A 25,991-nucleotide genomic window follows, 5' to 3' on the forward strand; every position below is an offset into this window, starting at 1 on the left:
GATTCTGAAGCAAACGACGTAATCAGATAAAAGGTTAGAATGCGATGCTAGATTCGCTTATTAACAGAAAAAAAACCTCCTCAACCATGTTGCTAGCACTTGGCCTTACATTAGGTTTCTCTGCACCAGCAAGCGCCGGATGGGAAGTCCAGTGGATAGATTCTTTTGAAGGTGACGGGGTTGATTGGCGTAATTGGACTGCACAAACTCAAGCCAATTATAACAATGAAGTCCAGTGCTACACCGCTGACGACTATTCATCCGAACGAAATTATGACGTGTCTGATGGCACATTAAAAATCATAGCTCGAAAAAAACTGCACAGTTGCCCAACACTTGGAGGCCAAACTAAGTCTTGGACCTCCGGACGATTAAATAGTAAAGACAAACGAGAATTTTTATATGGTCGTATTGAGTCAAGAATACGCTTCCATAATCTAGAACGAGGCACTTGGCCTGCGTTTTGGATGCTAGAAAACCGCATTGCAGAGCAGCCTATTAAAGGGGATGGTGATAATGTCGGTTGGCCTAATCCAGGAGCAGGAGAAATTGATGTTTGGGAATGGTTCTCTAATCAACCAACCAGCTACATTACTAATTTTTATAATGCTTCAGGTTGCGGCAGTGAATACCGTCATCCATACCCTCAAGGTGCAGCTGATGTCCTAGAGTGGCAAAAATATGCAGTGGAGTGGACACCCGATAAAATTGACTTCTATATGAATGATACATTGGTTGTCAGCCAAAATATTCAAGGTTGTCGTCAGTACCAAGAGCCAATGTTCGTGCTACTTAATGTCGCCATGGGTGGTAATTTAGGTGGGAGTATTGATCCCAACCTACAACAAGCCACGATGGAAATCGATTACATAGCGCATTGCCAATTTTCGGAAGGTAATGATGCAAAGTTCTGTGATGAACAAACTCCTAAATCTGATGAGTTAATTCCGGCTATACCCCTACCAGAACTTCAGCTTACTTTAACTCAAGGTAATGGAAGCGTTGATGTGATAGAGCCTTTTGCAGGCGAAGCTTCAGTGACCGTTGATATAGATCTATTGGACGAGCAGAAGGCAGATTATAGCCTTTACTGGCAAGTAGACGATATTCCTAGCCCTGTAATGGAGATGCAAACGTTGACATTTGACCCTTCATCGATGCTCGATGGCGACTACGAAATTGGAGTATTGCTAGAGCATGTTACGGATGAGTCATTAAACAGCAGAGCCGTAATGATTGTCCGAGTTCGAAGTAAAGAAGATGCAACAAGCCCTCCTATTGAGCCGACACCTAGCAGTGGCAGCTCAGGAGGTAGCTCTAGCTTACCGTTCATTTTCGGCTTATTTCTTTTGGCAGTTTCACGTCATAGTTTCTGCAAAATCTTGAATTAGATAGGGATATCAATCATGAAAAATAGTATGAAAAAAATAGGGGTCGCTTGCGTAATGACCGCTCTGTTTGGGTGTGGCAGTGATAGCGATAGTAGTGGTTCTAGTTCAGGTAATGAGCCTAGCTCCCCAACGCCAACGCCTGAACTGAGTCAATTAACCATTGCGATTCGAGACGCTAATCTACAAAGCCACCTAACTCAAGCATCTGTAAAGATTGGGAACCAATATAAGGATACCAACGCACAAGGTGAAGTGACTTATGAAGTTGAAGATGGTGTGCATACAATTACAGTGAATAAAACCGGGTATCATTCGACTGAGAGCCAAGTCTTGATTGCCGGAAATGACTCATCTGTAGTAATGGACTTAGAAGCACAAGAGGTTATTCCTGCACCAGAAGAAATGTTTATATTTCACTCACAAAATGATGATTCATATTACATGCAATACTGGGGCGACACTTGGGGCTCTGGAGCTTTGGTTCAAGATGTGTCGGATGATCCTGATTATCCTAAAGTGTTGAAGATAGACAGCGGCACAAACTGGGGAAATGGTGCAGGGATCGCATGGGGTAATGAGCAAGTTAATGCTATCGATACCTCTAGTTATACTCATGCAAAATTTGCTCTTAAGACCACAACGTTCACAACTGTTCAGGTTAATGTTCAAGGGTTTGGCATTCCAGACTTTAGCTCCGACTATCCGATTAGCTCAGGTGTACCATTATCTAATGGTTGGGTACAGTTCGAGGTGCCAATACCTACAACCTACGATTTAAAATGGTTTGGCCTTGTATTTACAAGTGATCAGACGAGTTCTGTATTGCTGAGTGATGTGTCTTTTATCACTAAGGAAGTCAGTGTAAGTCAACCAAGCGTACCTGCACCGACTCCAGAAGCCATTGATAGTGAAGTGTTCTCTATATTTAGTGACAGTCTTTCTGAGGATAAATTTGTATCTCTATGGAATGAAAATTGGTGGAATGCGCCATTTTATTCGGCAGGAAGCATTGAAGGGAACAACTATGCGCGTTATGAAATCTTAGGCTCAGGAGCAGAAGGTGGGGTAGTAGGTATTCAATACGGTATCGAATATGGCTCGGTCGATGTATCAGAACACAATACCTGGAATATGGATTTATATGTTGAGCCTGGTATTAATCGGGTAATGCTTCAACTAGTGTCAGGTGATGGCTCATCGACTTATAGCATAGATAACCCACAGGCGGGTCAATGGTTGTCACTACAAATACCGTTCTTAGATATGGCTATAAATGGCAATGGGGCATTAAATACAGCTCAAATGCAGATGGCCGGTATTCAGCTTTGGGGTGAAGCTGGGAAAGCGATATTTGTTGATAATATTTACTTCTCAGGTCAATCGAATAGCTATGACTTAAATGTTTCAGTTAAGGATACTTTTGGTGCAGCATTGCAAAATGCTGAAGTAATCGTCGGCATTGATGGTGAACATGACGTGGCATACAAAGTTATGACCAATAGCAGTGGTGTTGCCACTCTAGTGTTATCAGAGGGAGTGCAAAAAGTAAAAGCTGTGGCAGACGGGTATGGGGTGACGCAGCAATTGCATACGGTTGACTCAGGTGCAGCGTCACTAAACCTTACACTGTCCGCACTTAATCCAGGACCAGTAACAGCAGCCCCAACTCCTAATGTATCTAGCAACGAGGTTATTTCACTATTTAGTGATAACTTGGATAGTCCTCACTACATCACTTATTGGTCTGATCCATGGTGGAATCCACCTGTGCACTCGATGATAAATATCGGTGGTAATGCGACCGCCAAATTTCAAATAACGCCAGATGGAACTAGCGGAGGTGTTACGGGAATACAGTATGGAGTGCAGGAGCCTGTTGATGCATCCGCAATGACAGGCTTGAGGTTTGATTTTTATGCAACCTCTGGTGTTACTAAGGCTCAGTTCCAATTACTGTCGCAAAGCGGTCCACTAATCTATGACTTAAATAATGTTCAACATGGTCAATGGGTGACAGTGGAACTCGGCTTTGATGCACTTGGGGCGGATGCAAGCTACAACAAAGCAGCAATGCAGCAGTTAGGCATGGCTTTGTGGGGAACAACTAGCGATAGCGTCTACTTAGATAATATCTATTTCTATTAACGTAACATCAAATGTGACCTTTAAAGTTGCCACTTAATTATTAACGAGTGGCAATTTTTTTTGAGAGTACCATATTTGATCCGTCTATTTTATCGATACGTATCCTCCGCTAAGCTCCACCTTGAAGCCTCACTTGAGCTAATTTTCTTCTAATGAATAATAGCCTCTAGAGTGATACCTCTTAGACATAAAAATGTTATTTCTATTGATTATTTCAGCATAAAAAGCGAAAGCGTGCGCTAATTCAAAAAGCAGAACGGTGGTACTTGATATAATTTTGTAACCGCTTACATTTTACTTTAAGCAAACAAAAGTAAGTAAGTGTTTTTCCAAGGGCAATTGTAGGCATAAGGTAGACGAGCGTTTATCGAGTCCACTGCAGGCAAGGATTGTTAGGGCTAGAGAAAGATTTTTTAGTGTCGTTCGTCGATCAAATGTAACCGCTTACATTGTGGCAGGTTTGACCATCAATCGAAATAGTAGGAAGTCTAAGAACATGGAGTTAGAAATCGTGAGCAAAACTATAAACCGAACAATGTTGGCAAGTTTGATTCCACTTATATTAGCAGGCTGTAGCTCAAGCAGTGCTCCAGTGCAGATTACTCCAGACCAACTGGTAGATACATCAAAAACACCAGATACAGGCTGGCAGATGGTTTGGAATGATGAATTCTCAGGCACCGAAATCGATAAATCTAAGTGGAGCTTTGAAGAAAACTGCTGGGGTGGCGGTAACAATGAGCAGCAATGTTATACCGACCGTAAAGTGAACGCGTTTGTTGATAGTGGTGTTCTGCATATTGTTGCGAAGAAAGGCAGTTTTACTGGTCCAAACAATCCCGATGGCGACATGCGCGCTAAAGCGACCCTTCCTTATACGTCTGCACGCCTTAGAACCTTAAACAAGGGTGACTGGAAGTACGGTCGCTTTGAAATTCGAGCTCTCATGCCTTCCGGTCAAGGAACCTGGCCTGCGATTTGGATGTTGCCAAGTGATTGGAAGTACGGTACTTGGGCGGCATCGGGCGAGATAGACATCATGGAAGCGGTCAACCTCAAGACACCAACCGATAAAAAGGATGCGGCTGAGGGTGAGGTTGAAAACCGCATTTATGGTTCTCTACATTACGGCCGAGCTTGGCCTGAGAATGTACACACTGGTACCGAATATGTTTTACCAAACAACGCAAGCCCTGCGGATGCTTTTCATACCTATGCCATTGAATGGGAAGAAGGCGAAATCCGTTGGTACGTCGATGATGTTCACTACGCTACCCAAACACAAGACGGCTGGTATGGCCAATATAAAGAGAATGGACAGTTAGTAACGGCGCCGGATTCTGCGCCTTTTAACGAGCGTTTTCACCTGCTACTTAACCTTGCGGTAGGGGGTGCTTGGTCTGGGAATACCAATGAAGGTGGCATTGATGCCTCAGCCTTCCCACAAACTTTAGCCGTTGATTATGTTCGAGTTTATCAATGCTCAAACGACGTAGAAACAGGTCGTGGATGTGCAACGAGTGATGAGAGCATTCAAATCACCAAAGGCCATGAAACGCCGAAAATCTTAGTGGCTGATGCCAACTACGGAAAAGGAAATTCGCTCGAAGTCTTTTCTGAGCAGATTAACCCTCTTCTTGTATTAAGCGGATATGATCCTGACGCCAACATCAATGCGAGCTTTGTTGATGATGCGAGCAAAGGAAAGGTATTGCGCATTGAAAAATCGGGTGCCAGTGGTAACACCTACTTCAAAACACCAGAAGTGGATCTGAGTGATTGGCTAGCAAGTGGTGAGTTGGTATTCGACCTGCTTGTTGAATCAAACCCTGGTGATTCTGAACTGCTTGTGAAGATAGACAGCGGCTGGCCAAAGGTCAGCGACCTAGGCGTGTCACTACCTTCTCAAGGACAGTGGCAAGAAGTGCGAATTAAGTTGTCAGATCTTGCGAACGGAGGCAACCGCTTCGCTGCAGGAAACAAAGTAGATATGAGCAAAATCATAAACTTGCTGGTTATTGAGCCTCAAGGTGAGATGACGCTAATGATGGATAACGTGCGTTTTGAACGCTAACTAAATTGGAAGGGCAGGCGGTCTGTCCTTCTCATTTTGCAATCAAATTGATGAATTGCCGCGCCATAAAGCTCGGCTAAAAGTAAATGGAGTTTATATGAAAATGTCAAAGGTCGCTTTGGGTTTAGTTACAGCATTAACGGGACTAGCAGTTGCTCCTACAGTGCTTGCAAATCCGGTTGAAGGGTTTGAATACCACGGTTATTTCCGAGCTGGTGTTTTGATGAGTGCAGAAAATGATTTCAAGCGTTCAAACTTCGCGGGACAAAAAGAAACATTAGGACGTCTAGGTATCGAAGCCGACAACAATTTTAGCGCACAATTTGCTAATACCTGGACATGGGATGAGGATAAAAGCTTCAAGATCAATCTAGGTTTTGGAACCATTGATGAAGAGGCGGGGATTAGTACAAGCGCAGAAGCAAAAGGCGCCGGTATCGATAACGGCTATGTTGAATTTACGGGCATGTCTTCATCCGGCGTTGTATGGGGTGGTGGTCGAGAATATGGAAAGGTCGACAACTACATCTTTATGACCGATTTCTTTTACTCAGATATGTCGGGCATTGGTGCAGGTATTGTCAGATATGAGATCGGTGAGTCGTTGTGGGACTTGGCTTATATCGCTAGTGACCGTTCAGACTCTGAATTTGATCGTTGGAACGACGACTCTGCGGTAATTGGTAACAACACTACTAACCTTAATAACCTATTACACGCGCTTCATATTGGCGTTTCATACGGTGACGTTAGACTTTCTGCGTTAGTCAAAGGTATGCCGGATAACTGGGATAAAGAAGGGAATGAATGGGCAGAATCGGGCTTTGATTTAACCTTTACCTACACCATGCACAGCTTCTTTGGGTTACCGGGTAATGGAGATTCCAAATTAATCGTTCAAGGTGGTAAAGGTCTAGGTGCTGGTAACTTGCTGGGCGGTACGATCACGGGTTACAACGCCTATGGACCAGGTTCTTTAGCTCAAGGTCAACATAATGATTGGGGTGATGCAGGGGATGCTACCTATCTGATCACGCATTTAGAAGATGATGATACCTCTGGGCGTGTATTGCTATGGGGTCGCTACACCTTCGACAATGGACTCAGCTTATTCCCTTCTGTTCAAGGTCAATACAACCATATGGCGGAGGGTGATGCTCGCGCAGAATCTGACTACAACTACTGGGTTTCGGCAATGGTGCGTCCAACGATGCCAATTAGCGAATACTTCTATCTGCAAGGTGAGCTCGGTTATGTCTACAACAACTGGGGTGGTTCATCGTGGACGCAAAGCAAGTTTACTATCGCACCGACATTTATTATGGCAACGCCATACGGTGTCGCGCCTGAGATTCGTTTCCTCGCGAGTTACCTACCTGAGTCTTGGACCAACGAAGTGGATCAGCCTGATGGTTCGACTAAGCTGGAAAGTGATTTTATCGTTGGTATTCAAGCGGATGTATGGTGGTAATGCCGGCTGAGACTGTCTGATTTTAGTTAATTTCTTATAGTTTACTTAGTCTAAGGCGATGTAGATAAGTTTGTGATTGATGGGGGATCAGTCACAAACAACAAACCAAGGTTTATGGCTCATAAACCGAGCTGTGGTCTCGTGTAACCTAGTTATCTGCCTAAGCTATGTGTTGTGATTGGTAAGACACAATAATGCTATTTAGCGTCGCCTCTATGAGGCGATTTTTTTGTTTCTGGCGCTGAGAGTAGGGCAGTAAACGGTCGATTGTTGTGAGTTAAATGAGAGCTTATGTGTAGCCCGAAAACGAAAAAAGCCGTATCGAAATACGGCTTTTGATCGTTGTGGCTTAAGCTGGACTATTCACGTTCGTGAAGAGGCTTAAACTCGCGCTGCGTTTCACCAGTGTATAGCTGACGTGGGCGGCCAATGCGGTTGTGCGGATCACTGTGCATTTCGCTCCAGTGTGCAATCCAACCAACGGTACGAGAGATAGCGAAGATAACCGTAAACATAGATACTGGGATACCAATCGCTTTAAGAATGATACCTGAGTAGAAATCTACGTTAGGGTACAGTTTCTTCTCTACAAAGTACTCGTCTGATAGAGCAATACGCTCAAGTTCCATTGCTACATCTAGCAGAGGATCTTTAATGTTCAGCTCTTTCAATACATCGTGGCACGCTTCACGCATTACTGTTGCGCGTGGATCGTAGTTTTTGTAAACGCGGTGACCGAAGCCCATTAAACGGAATGGGTCATCTTTGTCTTTCGCGCGTGCTACATATTCTTCAATCTTGTCTACGCTGCCGATTTCTTCAAGCATGTGTAGGCAAGCTTCGTTTGCACCGCCGTGAGCAGGTCCCCATAGAGATGCAATACCCGCTGCGATACACGCAAATGGGTTAGCACCAGAAGAGCCAGCCAGTCGAACGGTCGACGTAGAAGCATTCTGTTCGTGGTCAGCGTGCAAGGTAAAGATCTTATCCATAGCACGAGCAACAACAGGGTTTACTTCATATTCTTCACAAGGATTTGCGAACATCATATGAAGGAAGTTTTCTGCATAGCTTAGGTCGTTTCTTGGGTAAATAAATGGTTGACCTATGCTGTACTTGTAGCACATTGCCGCTAGTGTTGGCATTTTCGACAACAGTCGGAATGCCGCAATCTCGCGGTGTTTATCATTATTAATGTCTAGTGAATCGTGGTAGAAGGCCGCTAGTGCACCAACTACCCCACACATTACCGCCATTGGGTGGGCGTCGCGACGGAAGCCGTGAAAGAAGCTTGCGATTTGCTCATGCACCATAGTATGGCGCGTTACAATCTTCTTGAAATCCTCGTATTTTTCACGAGTTGGGGCTTCTCCGTACAGCAAAATGTAGCAAACTTCCAAATAATCCGCGTTGTTTGCTAATTCATCGATTGGAAAACCACGGTGCAATAGAATGCCCGCGTTACCATCAATGTAAGTGATTTGAGATTCACAAGATGCAGTGGCAAGAAAACCAGGGTCAAAGGTAAAGTAACCCTTGCTTCCCAATGTACGAACATCGATCACGTCTGGGCCATCGGTTCCCTTCATAATCGGCAATTCGATAGGCGCTTGACCCTCAATAGTCAGAGTCGCTTGCTTATCTGCCATAACATTCTCCTTTGTTATTTTATTTTCCATCTTGATTCAATGGTGCACCAAATTTGTACTGATCTTCGGGCGAGAAGTCAATTTATATACCTTTTTGTGTGCACTTGTTTAGGTTTCTATACGTAGAATTAATAAAAATTGGGTCTATGTAACATTATTTGTTAATGCAATTGTATTGGTTTGTTAACGGTCGTATAGTGGCGCTGAAATCTAAGCTATATCTTTGTTTCATCTCCCTATGATATCGGCTTTGCTAAGGGAGAGTTTTCTATTTTATAGACTAACAAAGTGACAAAACATTCAGGGGCGACCCATAGTTATGTAAGTTTTTGTTAAATTTCTGCTAAAGAAGCCCAAATGTTTACAATTTGTAAAACTGCTCAAAGGAGCTGAGTGAGCACGCCGTGGACAAGAAAAAAACAAGACCTGTCAATCTGGACCTCCAGACGATTCATTTCCCGATCACTGCCATTGCTTCGATCCTGCACAGGGTATCTGGTGTTATCACCTTTGTCGCTGTCGGAATCTTACTTTGGTTACTTTCCATTTCTCTGTCATCACCTAAAGGGTTTATGGAGGCGGCCAGTTACGTTGATGGCTTCTTCGTTAAATTCATTTTGTGGGGAATACTAACTGCGCTTTTCTACCATATCGTGGGCGGTATCAGACACCTTTGCCAAGACCTAGGGTATTTTGAAGAACTAGAGAGCGGTGCTAAAAGTGCACAGATCTCCTTCATCATTACCGGCGTTCTAGCACTCGTTGCGGGGATAATCGTATGGTAAATAACGTATCTTCATTTGGACGCAATGGCGTCCATGATTTCCTGCTGGTTCGTGCAACCGCAATCATCCTGACCCTCTACACCATCTACTTATGTGGATTTTTCCTGATCTCAGGTGACATAGGGTATATGGAGTGGAGCAACTTCTTTGGTGGACTGTTCACCAAGATCTTCACCATGATCGCGTTGTTCTGCATTCTGATTCATGCATGGATTGGTTTATGGCAGGTACTGACCGACTACATTAAACCGGCGCTATTGCGCGGTAGTCTGCAACTGGTTCTCATTGCAGTGCTACTAGGTTATTTCTTCTCTGGCCTATTTATTCTTTGGGGGGCATAAATGACGATTCCAGTTCGCGAATTTGATGCAGTAGTCATTGGTGCTGGTGGTGCAGGCATGCGTGCAGCACTACAAATCTCTGAGCAAGGTTTGACTTGCGCATTGTTATCAAAAGTATTTCCTACTCGTTCTCACACAGTATCAGCGCAGGGTGGTATCACCGTTGCTCTGGGTAACTCACATGAAGACAATTGGCAATGGCACATGTACGACACCGTTAAAGGGTCGGATTACATTGGTGACCAAGATGCTATTGAATACATGTGTAAGAACGGTCCAGAATCTGTCATTGAGCTAGAAAAAATGGGTCTTCCATTTTCTCGCTTTGAAGACGGTTCAATTTATCAGCGTCCGTTTGGCGGCCAGTCAAAACAGTTCGGTGGCGAGCAAGCTGCACGTACTGCGGCGGCAGCTGACCGTACAGGTCATGCACTACTGCACACCCTATACCAACAGAACATCAAATACAAAACCACGATTTTCAGTGAGTGGTACGCCCTTGATTTGGTGAAAAACCAAGACGGCGTAGTCATGGGTTGTACGGCTATCTGCATGGAAACTGGCGAGATGTGTTACTTCAAGTCGAAGGCCACAATCTTAGCGACCGGCGGCGCAGGTCGTATCTATTCTTCCACCACTAACGCTCACATCAATACCGGTGATGGTGTTGGTATGGCACTTCGTGCAGGCGTCCCTATGCAAGACATGGAGATGTGGCAGTTCCACCCAACCGGTATTGCAGGTGCAGGTGTACTTGTGACCGAAGGTTGTCGTGGTGAGGGTGGTTACCTTCTTAATAAAGACGGCGAGCGCTTCATGGAGCGTTATGCTCCGAATGCGAAAGACTTAGCTGGTCGTGACGTAGTGGCTCGTTCAATGATGATCGAGATCCGTGAAGGTCGTGGCTGTGATGGTCCTTGGGGTCCACACATTAAGCTGAAGATGGATCACTTAGGTAAAGACGTACTCGAGTCACGTCTGCCAGGTATCTGTGAACTATCACGCACCTTTGCTCACGTTGACCCAGTAAAAGAACCGATTCCGGTTATCCCAACCTGTCACTACATGATGGGTGGCGTACCAACGCAGGTGTCTGGTCAAGCAATCAAGCTAGATGCGAACGGTTCTGATGTTGAAGTACAAGGCTTGTTCGCTTGTGGTGAAATTGCATCAGTATCAGTACACGGCGCTAACCGCCTAGGTGGCAACTCGCTACTTGATTTGGTGGTATTTGGCCGAGCTACTGGTCTGCACCTTGGCGATACGCTGGCAGCTCAATCAGAAGCACGTCCAGTTTCAGAGTCGGATATTGAAGCTTCTCTGGCTCGTACTATGCGCTGGGAAAACAGCACTAGCGGCGAAGACCCTGCTCAGATTCGTAAAGACATGCAAAGCTGCATGCAAAACAGCTTCTCGGTATTCCGTGAAGGTGAAGCGATGGCAACGGGTCTTGACGAGCTGCGTGTTATCCGTGAGCGTCTGCAAGATGCGCACCTTAGCGACAAATCAACAGAATTCAATACACAACGTATTGAGTGTCTAGAGCTAGACAACTTGATGGAAACCGCTGTAGCAACGGCTGTTGCTGCGAACTACCGTACAGAGAGCCGTGGCGCACACGCTCGCTTTGACTACCCAGACCGTGATGATTCGCAGTGGCTATGTCACTCAATCTATAACCCGGAAACGGAGAGCATGTCTAAGCGTGACGTGAACATGGAACCTGTGCATCGCGAAGCGTTTCCACCGAAAGCTAGAACCTATTAAGGGAGCGAGATATGAACCTGAATTTTTCTGTCTATCGCTATAACCCAGACGTAGACAGCAAGCCCTACATGAAACAGTACACGCTAGACGTGGAAGAAGGGTCGGACATGATGGTGTTGGATGCGTTGATCTTGTTGAAAGAACAAGACCCATCGCTTTCTTTCCGTCGCTCATGTCGTGAGGGTGTGTGTGGCAGTGATGGCCTCAACATGAATGGTAAGAACGGTTTGGCGTGTATCACGCCACTGTCTGCCTTAAAAGGCGATACCTTGACGATTCGTCCGCTACCAGGCTTGCCTGTTGTGCGTGACTTGATTGTTGATATGACTCAGTTCTATGACAATTACGCCAAGGTGAAACCGTTCTTGATTTCAGACGGCGAATTGCCACCATCGCGTGAGCATAAACAGTCTCCAGAAGAGCGTGCACACCTTGACGGTTTGTATGAGTGCATCATGTGTGCATGTTGTACCACATCATGCCCATCATTCTGGTGGAACCCGGATAAGTTCATTGGTCCTGCGGGTCTTTTAGCGGCTTATCGCTGGTTAATTGATAGCCGAGATACGGCAACTGATGAACGACTGAGCGATCTAGACGACGCATTTAGTGTTTTCCGTTGTCATGGCATCATGAACTGTGTCAGTGTATGTCCTAAGGGGTTGAACCCTACCAAAGCGATTGGGCATATTAAGACAATGTTGGTCAATCGTTCGGTATAGATTATTGAAATTACGGGCTTTTCAGAGTTTACTGTTTAGCCCGTCATAGCCAAACATTTAGGTTTGGGCAGAAGTTCGGCAAAGACCGAAACAATAAGTATTAATCTACAGGTTAAGGGAATATATGCATAACGGTGTGATGAAGGCATGGCTCGAGTCTTCACACTTGGCAGGCGCCAATGCAACGTACGTAGAAGAACTCTACGAACTTTATCTAAGTGACCCAGATCTGGTGAGTGAGGAATGGAAACGCGTTTTTGATGAACTGCCAGTGCAGGCATCAGAGCAAGGGGAGCAATCTCATACGCGTGTTCGTGACTACTTTCGCAGACTTGCACAAGAGACTAAGCATTATAATGTCCAAGTAAGTGATCCTGATGTCGATGCAAAACAAGTAAGGGTACTTCAACTTATTAACGCCTATCGATTTAGAGGCCACCAAGCGGCCAATCTGGATCCACTAGGCTTGTGGGAACGCCCAGTTCAGCCTGAACTAGACCCTGCGTTCCACAGTCTTACCGAAGACGACCTCAACGAAAGTTTTAACGTCGGTTCTTTTGCGGTAGCGCAAGAAACCATGCAGTTAAAAGACCTCTATAAAGCGCTCAACAAAACTTACTGTGGCTCCGTCGGTGCAGAATACATGCACATGACCAACACAGAACAGAAACGTTGGGTTCAGCAACGCCTTGAATCGGTTCAATCTCAACCAGAATTTACTCTTGATGAGAAGATCACCTATCTTGACGAACTTACCGCAGCCGAAGGCTTAGAGCGCTATCTTGGCGCTAAATTCCCAGGCGCAAAACGCTTCTCTCTAGAAGGCGGTGACGCACTTATCCCTATGACTAAAGAGCTGATTCGTCATGCCGGTCGCAGTGGTATGCGTGAAGTCGTTGTGGGCATGGCTCACCGTGGTCGCTTGAACATGCTAGTCAACGTTCTGGGTAAAAAACCTCAGGACCTGTTTGATGAGTTTGCGGGTAAGCACGATGAAACGTGGGGTACCGGCGATGTTAAGTATCACCAAGGCTTCTCAGCTGACTTTGCCACTCCAGGCGGTAATGTTCACTTAGCATTGGCATTTAACCCCTCTCACCTAGAGATCGTTAACCCAGTAGTTATTGGTTCAGTACGTGCTCGTCAGGACCGTCTTGGTGACAAGAATGGTTCAAAGGTATTACCAATTACTATCCACGGTGACTCTGCAATCGCAGGTCAAGGTGTGGTGCAAGAGACGTTTAACATGTCTCAAGCGCGTGGTTTCCAAGTGGGCGGCACGGTTCGTATCGTTGTGAACAACCAAATTGGTTTCACAACTTCTAACCCTCGTGATACGCGCTCAACCATGTACTGTACTGATATCGCTAAGATGGTACAGGCACCGATCTTCCACGTGAATGCTGATGATCCAGAAGCAGTAGCGTTTGTAACGCGCATTGCCCTTGATTACCGCAACACGTTTAAGCGTGATGTTGTTATCGACCTTGTTTGTTACCGTCGCCATGGTCACAACGAAGCCGATGAGCCGAATGCAACACAGCCGTTGATGTACCAAAAAATCAAAAAGCACCCAACGCCACGTAAGCTGTACGCTGATGTGATGATGGAGCGCGAAGAGATTGGTATCGATACTGCGACGCAACTGGTGAATGAATACCGAGATGCCCTCGACCACGGTGAAGTGGTGGTAAAAGAGTGGCGTCCAATGGCATTGCATTCAGTGGATTGGTCTCCTTATCTAGGCCATGAATGGGATATGGAGTGGGACAGCAAGTATGAGCTGACTCGCCTTAAAGAACTGGGCAACAAGCTCTGTGATTACCCAGATAGCCACAAACTGCAAAGTCGCGTAAATAAGCTTTATAACGACCGCAAGTCCATGGTCGAAGGCGAGAAAGCCATCGACTGGGGTATGGCAGAAACATTAGCTTATGCCACCTTAGTGGATGACGGAAAACGCATCCGTATCTCAGGTCAAGACTCAGGCCGTGGAACCTTCTTCCACCGTCATGCGGTATTGCACAACCAAGAAGATGCCAGCACCTTCGTTCCACTTGCGAATATCCATGATAAGCAAGGCCCGTTCCAAGTGTTCGATTCAGTATTGTCCGAAGAAGCAGTATTGGCATTCGAGTATGGCTACACCACCGCAGAGCCGGGTGGCCTGACTATTTGGGAAGCTCAGTTTGGTGATTTCGCCAACGGCGCTCAGGTAGTGATTGACCAGTTCATCTCTTCTGGTGAGCAAAAGTGGAATCGTCTATGTGGTATTACATTATTGCTACCTCATGGGTATGAAGGGCAAGGCCCAGAGCACTCATCGGCTCGCCTAGAACGCTACCTACAGTTGTGTGCTGAACAGAACATGCAGGTTGTTGTGCCATCGACCCCTGCGCAGGTGTATCACATGCTGCGTCGTCAGGTAGTGCGCCCAATGCGTCGTCCTCTTATTGTGATGTCACCTAAGTCGCTATTGCGTCACCCGCAGTGTGTGTCGTCTCTAGAAGACCTAGCGGAAGGAACCTTCCAATCGGTGATTCCTGAGGTGGATGAGTTAGATAACGCTAAGGTACGCCGCGTTGTATTCTGTTCGGGTAAGGTTTACTTCGACTTACTAGAAGAGAGACGTAAGCGTGAGTTTGATGATGTAGCGATTGTTCGTATTGAACAGCTATATCCATTCCCGCTAGCGGACCTTCGTGAAGTGATCTCGGTTTACCCCGAAGCGAAAGACTTCGTTTGGTGTCAAGAAGAGCCACAAAACCAAGGTGCTTGGTATTCGAGCCAGCACAACTTCCGAGCAGCAACGCCATTTAACACAACCCTTAGCTATGCAGGTCGTCCTGCCTCTGCATCACCAGCGGTTGGTTATATGTCAGTTCACTTGAAACAACAGAAAGCGTTAATCAATGACGCTCTTACAATTGATAAAGAACTAGAAGAATAAGGAAGCCCAACAAATGACAATTGAAATTCTGGTTCCTGATTTACCTGAATCAGTTGCAGATGCTACCGTTGCAACTTGGCACAAAAAGCCAGGTGAAAGAGTAGAGCGTGATGACGTATTGGTTGATATCGAGACTGATAAAGTTGTCCTTGAAGTACCCGCTCCAGAAGCGGGTGTTCTTGAAGAAATTTTCGAAGAAGAAGGTGCAACAGTTCTTTCAAAGCAACTTCTTGCAAAGATCAAACTTGGCGCTGTTGCTGGCGAGCCAACGAAAGACAGCACTGAAGATACAGAAGCCTCTCCAGATAAGCGTCATAAGGCGTCTTTGACAGAAGAGAGCAATGAGGCATTGAGCCCTGCTGTACGTCGTCTTCTAGCTGAACACAACCTTAGCCCATCCGATGTGAAAGGCACAGGTGTTGGCGGTCGTATTACTCGTGAAGATGTCGATGCACACCTAGCGAACGCGGCTAAAGCAGCAAAAGCGGCACCTGCAGCCGTTGCTGAGCCTGAGCTACCTGCAGCAGCTCGTACGCAAAAACGGGTGCCTATGACTCGCTTGCGCAAGACAGTTGCAAACCGTCTGCTAGAAGCGAAGAACAGCACAGCAATGCTGACGACGTTCAACGAAGTGAACATGAAGCCAATTATGGACCTTCGTGCACAGTACAAAGACTCATTTGAGAAGCGTCATGACACTCGCCTAGGTTTCATGTCTTTCTACGTGAAAGCTGTGACAGAAGCACTGAAACGCTACCCAGAAGTGAATGCGTCTATCGATGGTGATGATATTGTTTATCATAACTACTTCGATATCAGCATGGCGGTATCTACACCGCGTGGCCTAGTGACTCCAGTGCTAAAAGACTGTGACACACTCAGCTTTGCCGAGATTGAAAAGGGCATTAAAGAGCTGGCAATCAAAGGCCGTGACGGCAAGCTAACTGTTGATGAGTTGATTGGCGGTAACTTCACTATCACTAACGGTGGCGTGTTTGGCTCTCTGATGTCGACACCTATCATCAACCCACCACAAGCCGCTATCTTGGGTATGCATAAGATCCAAGATCGCCCAATGGCTGTCGATGGCAAGGTTGAAATCCTACCAATGATGTATCTGGCTCTGTCTTACGATCACCGTTTGATTGATGGCCGTGAATCAGTAGGCTTCTTGGTAACCATCAAGGAACTACTAGAAGATCCAGCACGTCTTCTATTGGATGTTTAATTAAGAATTAGGGGTGCCCCTTGGCACCCTTATTAGACCTTCGGGTCATAGCTCAAGAAGTACCCTACACCTGTTAAAGAGCAATCTTTAGCGAGAGGAAATTATTTAGGCGAGCGCTCAGCACTCGTTTAAAAAGGAATGGAAGATACTAATGAATTTGCATGAATATCAAGCTAAACAACTGTTTGCTGAATTTGGGCTACCTGTACCAGAAGGGTATGCCTGCGATACGCCACAAGAAGCGTTCGAAGCAGCAGGTCGCATTAGCACAGCAAAGAAAGTGGTCAAGTGCCAAGTGCATGCTGGTGGCCGTGGTAAAGCGGGCGGTGTTGAACTGCACGATACCAAAGATGGTGTTAAAGAGTTTGCTCAAAAGTGGCTAGGCAAAAACCTAGTGACTTACCAAACAGATGCGAATGGTCAGCCAGTATCGAAGATCTTGGTTGAAGAAGCGTCTAACATCGCTAACGAGCTTTACCTTGGTGCTGTTGTTGACCGTGCTTCACGTCGTATCGTGTTCATGGCTTCAACTGAAGGTGGCGTAGAGATTGAAAAAGTAGCCGAAGAGACTCCAGAGTTGATTCACAAAGCGGCTATCGATCCTTTGGTTGGTCCTCAGTCTTACCAAGGCCGTGAGCTTGCGTTTAAGTTGGGCCTTTCTGGCGACCAAATCAAACAGTTTGTGAAGATCTTCATGGGTCTTGGCAACATGTTCGCTCAATACGATCTAGCACTTCTAGAGATCAACCCATTAGTTGTAACAGCAGAGAACAACCTGCTTTGTCTAGACGGCAAGATCAACATCGATGCAAACGCTATGTACCGTCAACCTAAGCTTCGTGAAATGCACGATCCATCTCAAGAAGATGAGCGTGAAGCACACGCAGCTCAGTGGGAACTGAACTACGTTGCGCTAGATGGCAGCATCGGTTGTATGGTAAACGGCGCAGGCCTAGCTATGGGTACGATGGATATCGTAAACCTACACGGCGGCCAACCTGCTAACTTCCTAGACGTAGGCGGCGGCGCGACTAAAGAGCGTGTAACTGAAGCGTTTAAGATCATCCTATCTGATAGCAATGTTAAAGCGGTTCTCGTCAACATCTTTGGCGGTATCGTACGTTGTGACCTGATTGCTGATGGCATCATCGGTGCAGTTGAAGAAGTGGGCGTTAAGGTTCCAGTAGTAGTTCGTTTAGAGGGTAACAATGCCCCTCTAGGCTCACAGAAACTGGCAGAAAGTGGTCTAAACATTATTGCTGCAAACTCTCTGACTGAAGCAGCGGAAAAAGTAGTAGCTGCAGCGGAGGGCAAATAATGTCTGTACTAATTAATAAAGATACTAAAGTTATCTGCCAAGGCTTTACTGGTGGTCAAGGTACGTTCCACTCAGAGCAAGCGATCGAATATGGAACGCAAATGGTCGGTGGTGTTTCACCGGGCAAAGGCGGTCAAACTCACCTTGGTCTACCTGTGTTCAACACAGTACGTGATGCAGTAGAAACAACTGGTGCAACAGCATCCGTCATCTACGTACCGGCGCCGTTCTGTAAAGATGCAATCCTTGAAGCTATCGATGCAGGCATCAAGCTTATCGTGACTATCACGGAAGGCATACCTACGCTTGACCTTCTTGATGTTAAGGTTCGTCTAGACGAAGCTGGCGTTGTGATGATTGGTCCTAACTGCCCAGGCGTAATTACTCCTGATGAGTGTAAGATTGGTATTATGCCAGGACACATTCACAAGAAAGGTAAAGTGGGTATCGTATCTCGCTCTGGTACGCTGACGTATGAAGCGGTTAAGCAGACCACAGACGAAGGCTTTGGCCAGTCTACCTGTGTTGGTATTGGTGGTGACCCAATTCCTGGTTCAAACTTCATCGATATCTTGACGCTATTTGAACAAGATCCTGAAACTGAAGCTATCGTGATGATCGGTGAGATCGGCGGCACAGCGGAAGAAGAAGCAGCGGCATTCATTAAAGACAACGTCTCTAAGCCTGTAGTGTCTTACATCGCAGGTGTTACAGCGCCTCCAGGCAAACGCATGGGTCACGCTGGTGCAATCATCTCTGGTGGCATGGGTACAGCTGAAGACAAATTCCAAGCGCTAGAAGCGGCTGGAGTTAAGACAGTGAAAAGCCTTGCAGACATCGGCAAAGGCCTACGCGAGATCACCGGTTGGTAATCTAGCTTTTCCTTTGATGTAAATACGCGAAAGCCTCTGATTGTTCAGAGGCTTTTTTGTTGGTGGTGAATACTTGTGCTCACTAAGATCCCGGGTAAATGACAAAGTCATTTTCCGGGATGACACAAGGTTGATACGAATGATAATAGTTAAATTACAGTCATCCTGATGAAAACTGGAATGCCAGCCCAGCAGGATCTTAGTAAGCACGGAGTTGAATTTTTCACTATCCAAGATACTGGATAAATACTCCGTATTTTCCAGTATGACGATGTTCGCTGTATTGAAAACTCTGATAGCTGATAGCTGATAGCTGATAGCTGATAGCTGACAGCTTTAACCCCGCTTCTATCCTGCCTGCCTCTTAAACTGCGCCAACAAAAACAACACAGTCGCACTAACCACAACCGAAGGACCCGCAGGTGTATCGTAGAACCAAGACATGCTCAATCCGGTACATACACAGATCATGCCGATAATAGAGGCCATGATCGCCATCTGCTCGGGACTGCGGCACAAACGCCTTGCGGTTGCTGCGGGGATAATCAGTAGCGAAGAGATAATCAAGGCGCCAACAAACTTCATACCCACGGCGATAACTAAACCAATCATCAGCATGATCAGCAGTCTCATCAGTGAGATATTCACCCCTTCAACTGCCGCTAACTCTTCGTTTACGGTGCTGGAAAGCAGTGGTCGCCAAAATGCCACTAATAGCAGCATGACCACAGCAGCGCCCATATAAATAAACATGACGTCATAGTTATTCACCGACAAAAGGTCACCAAATAGGTAGCCCATTAAGTCGATACGCACGTTGTCCAAGAAGCTCACCGCAATAAGACCTAGGGATAACGCACTATGCGCAAGAATACCAAGCAAGGTATCGGTTGCGACGAGTTGTTGTCTCTGTAGTGTGACCAGAATTATGGCTAGTGCCATACAGCACACAACGAGTGCCAAATAGAGGTTAATGTCTAATAAGAAGCCCAAAGCTAATCCCATTAGAGAGGCATGAGCTAGGGTATCGCCAAAGTAAGCCATCTTTCGCCAAACGACGAAAGAGCCAAGAGGGCCGGCAATAATTGCGATACCAAAGCCTGCGAGCATTGAAGGCAGTAAAAACTCAATCATGGGTATGTCCGTGTTTGTGGTTGTGACATGAGGTCGCGTCTCCTGTCACTGGATCGCCAGAGAGATCATGATGATGATGGTCGTGATGATGTTGATAAAGTGCGAGACTGGATTCAGGGGTATTGCCGAACATCTGCAAATAACTTGGATGATTAGAGATCGCTGACGGCGTGCCTGAACAGCAGATATGGTGCTGTAAGCAAATCACATTGTCGGTTTTGGCCATCACTAAATGCAAGTCATGAGAGATCATAAACACCGCACAGTTAAATCTATGACGAATGGTATCGATGAGGTTATAAAGGTCAACCTGACCTTGTACATCCACTCCTTGAGCTGGTTCATCGAGTACCAGTAATTGCGGTCTGATCAAAAGGGCTCGAGACAAGAGCACTCGCTGCGTTTCCCCGCCTGATAGCTTATGCACATCAGCCTGAATAAGGTGGCTCGCACCCACAAGGGCGAGGGCATCTTGGCGCTCCTGCTGACTGTATTTTCCTGCCAAACGCAGAAAACGATCAACCGTAAGAGGCAAGGTCTCATTAAGTTTTAGCTTCTGCGGAACATAGCCAATACGTAGCTTGTTCTGTTTAGTGACCTTTCCTGAATCTGTTTTTTGCAGTCCCAGTATGACTTTCACTAGGGTGGATTTACCTGCGCCATTTGGACCGACTAGGGTGGTGATTTCTGACTCATTAATTGAAAGGTTGATCTTATCTAATACCTTTCGTTGTTCAAACTGAACAGTCACGTCTTTTAGGGTGACGAGTTGGGTCATAGCATTCAGGCCTATGTATGGGTTGGAGTGCAAACCGGGTTTTCTACCCGTGTTCACCCAAAGAGTAAAGTAAAATAATAGTGCGCAAACATACTTATCGTTTGCTTATTACGAATGATATAAAGTAACATTTGCGCAGAAATTTGGCTATTGCAACGGAACCGCATCGATGAAACGTTTACTTTTATGCCTGCTCTCATTGAGCTTTGTTACTAGTGCCCAAGCTATTGAGGTGCTAAATAGTATTAAACCGATACACCTTATTACCCAAGAGATCACCAAAGGCGCGTCTTCATCGTCAGTACTACTGGGTACCAATATGTCACCACATGATTACGCACTGCGTCCGTCAGATGTGAAAAAGGTTCGCGATGCCGATCTGGTGATTTGGTTTGGGCCTGAACTTGAAAGCTTCATGTCTTCTATTGTGGAAAGCCAAGATAAAGTATTGACCATTAGTCAACTTCCAGATCTGGACCTTCGTCATTATGAAGAAGGGCATCACGATCATGATGGTCATAATCATGGCAATACTGATCCGCACTTTTGGTTAGGTCCAAAGCAAGCAGGGACTGTTGCAAAAGCCATTGCGAGTAAAATGATCGAGCTAGACCCTGACAATGCGACTTACTACAAAGACAATCTTGAAGCCTTCATGAGTAATCTGCAGCTGACAACCAGCGAGATCAATGCACAACTTGAGCCTGTACGGGATCATGGATTCTTTGTCTTCCATGACGGCTACGGCTACTTTGAGGAGTTCTTCGACTTAAATCATTTAGGTCACTTTACGGTAAGCCCAGAAAGAAAGCCGGGAGCAAGAACTCTTATCCAAATAAAAACGCGTTTAGCTGAAGGGGACGTCTACTGTGTCTTTAGTGAGCCGCAATATACACCAGCCGTGATTGAAACCGTCACGCGAGGCAGTGATGTGAATACTGGTGAGCTAGATCCATTGGCAACAGATACTGAAGATAAACCAGGTGCTTATTTTGCTTTCTTAAAGCAACTATCTGGTCAGTTTGAGACGTGTTTGAAATAAGTAATATTGAAACTTTCATAGGGCGTCCTTTTTTAAAGGGCGCTTTTTTTTGATTTAGAACAGGTGACTTTGTAACAAGTTGTGTTAAAGTCTACGCAAATGATAACGATTGGCATTTAGATTATGAAGCTCGCTGAACTCACAATAGGACAAGAAGCCACTATTTCTTCTCTGCAACAATTAGATGGCTCTACTCGTAAAAAACTGATGGTAATGGGGATTCTTCCCAATACGCCAGTTACTTTAGTACGCAAAGCGCCTATGGGCGACCCACTACAGGTGAGAGTTCGAGACGTTAGCGTTGCGATTCGTAAATCTACAGCAGAACAAATTTCAGTAGAGGTTGCATAGTGGACTACTCAATTCTGACCGTTGGTAATCCAAACAGCGGTAAAACCACACTTTTTAATGCCTTCACCGGTGCAAACCAAAAAGTCGGTAACTGGGCTGGTGTGACCGTTGAGAAAAAAACCGGTCTTTATTCTCTGGCTGGCGAAGAGTTTAGCCTGACAGACCTTCCGGGTATCTATGCTCTGGACAGTGGTAATGACAACAACAGCTTGGATGAGACCATTGCCTCTCGCGCTGTGTTATCGACGCCTGCTGACGTTATCATCAATGTTATCGATGCCACTTGTTTAGAGCGAAGCCTATACGTAACCCTACAGCTACGTGAGTTAGGTCGTCCTATGATTGTTATCTTAAACAAGATGGATGCGTTGACTCGCATGGGTCAGAAGGTCAACATTAAAGGCTTATCTAAAGCGCTTGGCTGCCCGGTTATGGCAGTGACAGCAACTCGTATCAACGAGGTCAACAAGCTTAAAGCCGACCTGCACAAGATGTTGGCGACAGGTATTGAGGTTGAACCTCTAGCACTGGACTACGGCGCTCAATTTGAAGAAGTCGTGTCTGATATTCAAGATCAGTTTGAAAACGACATGGTGAGTAATCGTGCTCTGGCTATTCGCGCCCTAGAGAACGATCAGCTTGTCATGCACACAGTACCTGCGGAAGTAAAAGATGCGACCGCTCAAGCACGTCATTCTCTTGATATGGATATTGACCTGCACATTGCTGATGTAAAGTTCACCTTCTTACATGAGCTGTCTAAATCCTTCAGAACGACAGAAGGCAAGATCACTCGTCGCCTAAGCGAAAAGATTGACGCCGTGGTTTTGAACAAATGGATTGGTGTGCCGCTGTTCTTTGGCGTGATGTACCTGATGTTTATGTTTGCTATTAACATCGGTGGCGCGTTTATCGACTTCTTTGATATCGCCTTTGGCGCGGTATTAGTTGATGGTACTCATGCGCTGCTAGATCCAGTTCTACCTGCATGGATGGTGACTCTGCTTGCCGATGGTGTCGGTGGTGGTATCCAAACCGTAGCAACCTTTATCCCTGTTATTGCCGGACTTTATCTATTTCTAACCCTGCTGGAAGGCTCTGGCTACATGTCTCGTGCGGCATTCGTACTGGATAAAGTCATGCAGAAAGTGGGCCTGCCGGGCAAAGCCTTTGTTCCATTGGTATTAGGCTTTGGCTGTAACGTACCCGCGATTATGGCAAGCCGTACACTAGACCAAGAGCGTGAGCGCCGTTTAGCGGCATCTATGGCTCCGTTTATGTCTTGTGGTGCTCGACTGCCGGTATACGCGTTGTTTGCAGCGGCGTTCTTCCCAAGTGCTGGTCAAAACGTGGTATTTGCGCTGTATGTGATTGGTATTCTAGCCGCGGTATTTACTGGGTTTATTCTGAAGAACACTATCTACCCTGGTAGCAATGACAGCTTCGTTATGGAAATGACGGATTACGAAATTCCTCGTCTGCGTAACGTAATTATCAAGACATGGCAAAAACTGAAGCGCTTTGTATTTGGCGCAGGTAAAACCATCGTTGTGGTTGTGACTATTCTTAGCTTCCTAAACTCTATTGGTACTGATGGTAGTTTTGGTAACGAAGACAGCGAGAACTCTGTTCTATCTAAGGCAGCTCAAGTCATCACTCCTGTGTTTGAACCTATGGGTATCGAGCAAGACAACTGGCCAGCAACGGTAGGTATTGTCACAGGTATTTTCGCAAAAGAAGCCGTGGTAGGGACATTGAACAACCTATACGCCTCACCTTCTAATGAAGAAGCCGAGTTTGATTTAATGGCGAGTCTAGAAGAGGCAGTAATGTCGATTCCTGAGAACCTAAGCGGTCTGAGCTTTAGTGACCCGCTAGGTATCGAAGTCGGTGACCTGACAGATACTCAAGCCGTGGCGGATGACCAAGAAGTTGACCAGTCGGTGTTTGCGAACCTACAGGGTAAATTTGCTAACGGCCATGCAGCCTTTGCTTACCTGCTGTTTATCCTACTGTACACACCGTGTGTAGCAGCGATGGGTGCGTACGTTCGTGAGTTTGGTGCTCAATATGCACGCTTTATTGCCGTGTGGACTATGGGACTGGGTTACTTTGGAGCAGTGCTTTACAACCAAGTAATGAACTTCTCAGCTCATCCTGGAAAGAGCGCTATTTGGATACTGGCTGTGATGATCGTATCGGTGGCAACCTACTTAGGGTTGAAGCACCATGGCAGCAAACAGCAGTTCCAAGAACAAGAATCTGCGGCGTAGACGACTATGATACTACAGCAACTCAAGTCCTACCTTGAACAGCACGGCACTACTGAGAGAGCCGTGCTTGCTAATCACTTCGGTCTGTCTGAAGACGGTGTAGACGCAATGCTTCAAGTGTGGGTGAACAAAGGTAAGGTCACCCGCATGTTTGACACCATCAAGGGTCAAGAAAAGGGCGTGCGCTATACCATCAATCAAGGTATTAGCTTAAACGTTCAAATGTAAACGTCGCTACACGCTAAGTTTCCAATCAGCTAGGTTTAAACTGCTCGCAGTTGCCTAGCTTTTTTTTGATCTGCTCTAGCAGTTGCAGTTGTTCCAGGTCGCGTCTAAATTCACCCTTGGTGTTTCCCCATACCGGCCCTGGCCATGCATGGTCGGTCTTAAAGCGCGCAATATGATGAACGTGCAGCTGCGGCACCATATTGCCCAGAGCCCCAAGGTTCATCTTATCGGGCGAAAATAACGCTTCTAGTGCCTGCATCACCGTTTGTGATTCTATCAAGAATTGTTGCTGCTCTTGCATTGGCAGGTGGTGAAGCTCTTTAAGCTCATGCTTCTTGGGCACCAATATCACCCAAGGCACGCAGTTATCTTTATGCAACAGCGCTAAGCTCAGAGGAAACTCACCAATCATATTGGTATCTTTTGCTAACTGCGGATGAAGTTGAAATTCCATCGATAATCCCTTGTCATTATGCGGTAACAGGCTCTGCCGGTAGTGCTTGTTTAGGCTCGCGGCTCATCATCAGTGCGCCGCCCACTAGCATTACTGCACCTGTGATCTGTTGTGGAGTTAATGTAGCATCAAACGCCACCCAGTTGATGGCAACAGCGGAAACAGGAAAGAACAATTCTGCAATTGTGCCGTATCGCGCAGGTATTCTTTCAAGCCCTTTGTAATAGATAAACATCCCCAGTAGACCCGACAGCAACACCATATAAAACAAGCTAACAAAACTGCCCTCAGATAGGGTGAAGTGTTCACCATAACAAAGCATCGCAACGGTCAGTGCAACGAGAGCAAGGCCAAAGCGACCTGACATGATTTGCATGGTGTTATAGCCCATCATCGTTAGCTTGCGTCCATACACAGTGGAAGCTCCCCAGGCAACAACGGCGAGCAATGCTGAGCCATAGCCAAGCAAGATGGCAATCAATTTCGGGTCATAATGCCAAACTGAGCCTTCTGACCATAGCTCAATGATATCTGGCGCAATCATCACGATACTGCCGATAAGACTAACGCTCGCCCACAGGACAAAGTGTTTCTGTAGCTTCTCTTTGAGCAAGATAACCGATAGCGAAATAGCCACGATAGGCTGAAGCTTCTGCAGCAAGATCACTATAGTCGGATTCATCAGGGTAAACGCCTTAGTGAAGGCGAGGGTGCCAATGGCTGAGCCAAGTACACCAATCAAGATAAAGGGCAGCAGTGAGCCCTTGATGTAGGCAAAGCGCCATCTAGGCACTGCAATTTGCAATAGGGCAATCATCACCACTAACACTATGTGTTCAAAGAACACTATCTGTAGGGTGCTGTTAGTCTCTAAAAGAGGATAACGAAATAGGGTATCAGCAGCCCATAAACCAGCCGCGATCATTACAAAAACTATACCTGCCACGAGGATCTCCAAATTCATACCAGTAGCGACGCGCTATCTGGTTAGATTTCTAAAAACGTGAACAGAGCTAAG

The 25,991-nt window shown here is 46.1% G+C and carries 21 protein-coding genes; 16 read left to right on the forward strand and 5 right to left on the reverse strand.

Annotated elements, in window-relative coordinates:
* Window positions 1-44: 44 nt before the first annotated feature.
* From OCU35_RS03955 to OCU35_RS03970, 4 genes are all read left to right on the forward strand, one after another.
* Window positions 45-1,391 carry a glycoside hydrolase family 16 protein gene (locus tag OCU35_RS03955; RefSeq protein WP_017032599.1) on the forward strand — a complete coding sequence of 449 codons (1,347 nt, stop codon included), beginning with the start codon at window positions 45-47 and terminating at the stop codon, window positions 1,389-1,391.
* 15 nt (window positions 1,392-1,406) lie between these two features.
* Window positions 1,407-3,536, forward strand: a complete 2,130-nt coding sequence (locus OCU35_RS03960) for a carboxypeptidase-like regulatory domain-containing protein (protein ID WP_017243836.1) — start codon at window positions 1,407-1,409, stop codon at window positions 3,534-3,536.
* 496 nt (window positions 3,537-4,032) lie between these two features.
* Window positions 4,033-5,610 carry a glycoside hydrolase family 16 protein gene (locus OCU35_RS03965; RefSeq protein ID WP_017032597.1) on the forward strand — a complete coding sequence of 526 codons (1,578 nt, stop codon included), beginning with the start codon at window positions 4,033-4,035 and terminating at the stop codon, window positions 5,608-5,610.
* 97 nt (window positions 5,611-5,707) lie between these two features.
* Window positions 5,708-7,081 carry a carbohydrate porin gene (locus tag OCU35_RS03970; protein ID WP_017026749.1) on the forward strand — a complete coding sequence of 458 codons (1,374 nt, stop codon included), beginning with the start codon at window positions 5,708-5,710 and terminating at the stop codon, window positions 7,079-7,081.
* 359 nt (window positions 7,082-7,440) lie between these two features.
* Here OCU35_RS03970 and OCU35_RS03975 read toward each other — a convergent pair whose 3' ends face one another.
* Window positions 7,441-8,730, reverse strand: a complete 1,290-nt coding sequence (locus tag OCU35_RS03975; protein WP_017026748.1) for a citrate synthase — start codon at window positions 8,728-8,730, stop codon at window positions 7,441-7,443.
* A 404-nt stretch (window positions 8,731-9,134) separates the two neighbouring features.
* Here OCU35_RS03975 and sdhC point away from each other — a divergent pair, with 404 nt between their 5' ends.
* From sdhC to sucD, 8 genes are all read left to right on the forward strand, one after another.
* Window positions 9,135-9,515 (forward strand): succinate dehydrogenase cytochrome b556 subunit, encoded by a 381-nt coding sequence (gene sdhC / locus OCU35_RS03980; RefSeq protein ID WP_017026747.1) that lies wholly within the window; start codon window positions 9,135-9,137, stop codon window positions 9,513-9,515.
* Window positions 9,509-9,856, forward strand: a complete 348-nt coding sequence (gene sdhD / locus OCU35_RS03985) for a succinate dehydrogenase, hydrophobic membrane anchor protein (protein WP_017026746.1) — start codon at window positions 9,509-9,511, stop codon at window positions 9,854-9,856. Before sdhC ends, sdhD begins: the two co-directional genes overlap by 7 nt.
* Window positions 9,857-11,623 (forward strand): succinate dehydrogenase flavoprotein subunit, encoded by a 1,767-nt coding sequence (gene sdhA / locus OCU35_RS03990; RefSeq protein ID WP_017026745.1) that lies wholly within the window; start codon window positions 9,857-9,859, stop codon window positions 11,621-11,623.
* An 11-nt stretch (window positions 11,624-11,634) separates the two neighbouring features.
* Window positions 11,635-12,345: a succinate dehydrogenase iron-sulfur subunit gene (locus tag OCU35_RS03995; protein ID WP_017026744.1), complete on the forward strand. Its 711-nt coding sequence runs from the start codon at window positions 11,635-11,637 to the stop codon at window positions 12,343-12,345.
* Window positions 12,346-12,469: 124 nt separating this feature from the next.
* The gene (sucA, locus tag OCU35_RS04000; protein WP_017026743.1) at window positions 12,470-15,295 is read left to right on the forward strand and encodes a 2-oxoglutarate dehydrogenase E1 component; all 2,826 of its coding nucleotides are present in this window, start codon (window positions 12,470-12,472) and stop codon (window positions 15,293-15,295) included.
* Window positions 15,296-15,308: 13 nt separating this feature from the next.
* Window positions 15,309-16,523, forward strand: coding sequence for a 2-oxoglutarate dehydrogenase complex dihydrolipoyllysine-residue succinyltransferase (gene odhB, locus OCU35_RS04005; protein WP_102443020.1), 1,215 nt, complete (start codon window positions 15,309-15,311; stop codon window positions 16,521-16,523).
* A gap of 151 nt (window positions 16,524-16,674) precedes the next feature.
* Window positions 16,675-17,841, forward strand: coding sequence for an ADP-forming succinate--CoA ligase subunit beta (gene sucC, locus OCU35_RS04010; protein ID WP_102366783.1), 1,167 nt, complete (start codon window positions 16,675-16,677; stop codon window positions 17,839-17,841).
* The gene (gene sucD / locus OCU35_RS04015; RefSeq protein WP_261825686.1) at window positions 17,841-18,713 is read left to right on the forward strand and encodes a succinate--CoA ligase subunit alpha; all 873 of its coding nucleotides are present in this window, start codon (window positions 17,841-17,843) and stop codon (window positions 18,711-18,713) included. Before sucC ends, sucD begins: the two co-directional genes overlap by 1 nt.
* A 348-nt stretch (window positions 18,714-19,061) precedes the next feature.
* On the opposite strand, the gene znuB is transcribed toward sucD, so the two are convergent.
* On the reverse strand, window positions 19,062-19,847 hold the full coding sequence (znuB, locus tag OCU35_RS04020) for a zinc ABC transporter permease subunit ZnuB (protein WP_261825687.1): 786 nt from the start codon (window positions 19,845-19,847) through the stop codon (window positions 19,062-19,064).
* Window positions 19,840-20,625 carry a zinc ABC transporter ATP-binding protein ZnuC gene (gene znuC / locus OCU35_RS04025; RefSeq protein WP_017029616.1) on the reverse strand — a complete coding sequence of 262 codons (786 nt, stop codon included), beginning with the start codon at window positions 20,623-20,625 and terminating at the stop codon, window positions 19,840-19,842. The genes znuB and znuC overlap by 8 nt, the downstream gene beginning before the upstream one ends.
* A 169-nt stretch (window positions 20,626-20,794) precedes the next feature.
* Between znuC and znuA the strand changes: the two genes are divergently transcribed.
* The 4 genes from znuA to OCU35_RS04045 all read left to right on the forward strand — a co-directional run bounded on the left by znuA (window position 20,795) and on the right by OCU35_RS04045 (window position 24,519).
* On the forward strand, window positions 20,795-21,667 hold the full coding sequence (gene znuA / locus OCU35_RS04030; protein ID WP_017029615.1) for a zinc ABC transporter substrate-binding protein ZnuA: 873 nt from the start codon (window positions 20,795-20,797) through the stop codon (window positions 21,665-21,667).
* Between the two features lie 123 nt (window positions 21,668-21,790).
* Window positions 21,791-22,018, forward strand: a complete 228-nt coding sequence (locus OCU35_RS04035; protein ID WP_017029614.1) for a FeoA family protein — start codon at window positions 21,791-21,793, stop codon at window positions 22,016-22,018.
* On the forward strand, window positions 22,018-24,291 hold the full coding sequence (gene feoB, locus OCU35_RS04040) for a Fe(2+) transporter permease subunit FeoB (protein ID WP_261825688.1): 2,274 nt from the start codon (window positions 22,018-22,020) through the stop codon (window positions 24,289-24,291). Before OCU35_RS04035 ends, feoB begins: the two co-directional genes overlap by 1 nt.
* 6 nt (window positions 24,292-24,297) lie before the next feature.
* A complete protein-coding gene (locus tag OCU35_RS04045; RefSeq protein ID WP_017029612.1) occupies window positions 24,298-24,519 on the forward strand; it encodes a FeoC-like transcriptional regulator in 222 nt (73 codons plus the stop codon).
* A gap of 25 nt (window positions 24,520-24,544) precedes the next feature.
* On the opposite strand, the gene OCU35_RS04050 is transcribed toward OCU35_RS04045, so the two are convergent.
* Window positions 24,545-24,973: an HIT domain-containing protein gene (locus OCU35_RS04050; protein ID WP_261825689.1), complete on the reverse strand. Its 429-nt coding sequence runs from the start codon at window positions 24,971-24,973 to the stop codon at window positions 24,545-24,547.
* A gap of 16 nt (window positions 24,974-24,989) precedes the next feature.
* Entirely contained in the window at window positions 24,990-25,919 is a 930-nt protein-coding gene (locus tag OCU35_RS04055) for a DMT family transporter (protein WP_261825690.1), read from the reverse strand.
* Window positions 25,920-25,991: the final 72 nt, after the last annotated feature.

Origin of the sequence: Vibrio breoganii, assembly GCF_024346795.1 — a bacterium.
Lineage (GTDB): Bacteria > Pseudomonadota > Gammaproteobacteria > Enterobacterales > Vibrionaceae > Vibrio > Vibrio breoganii.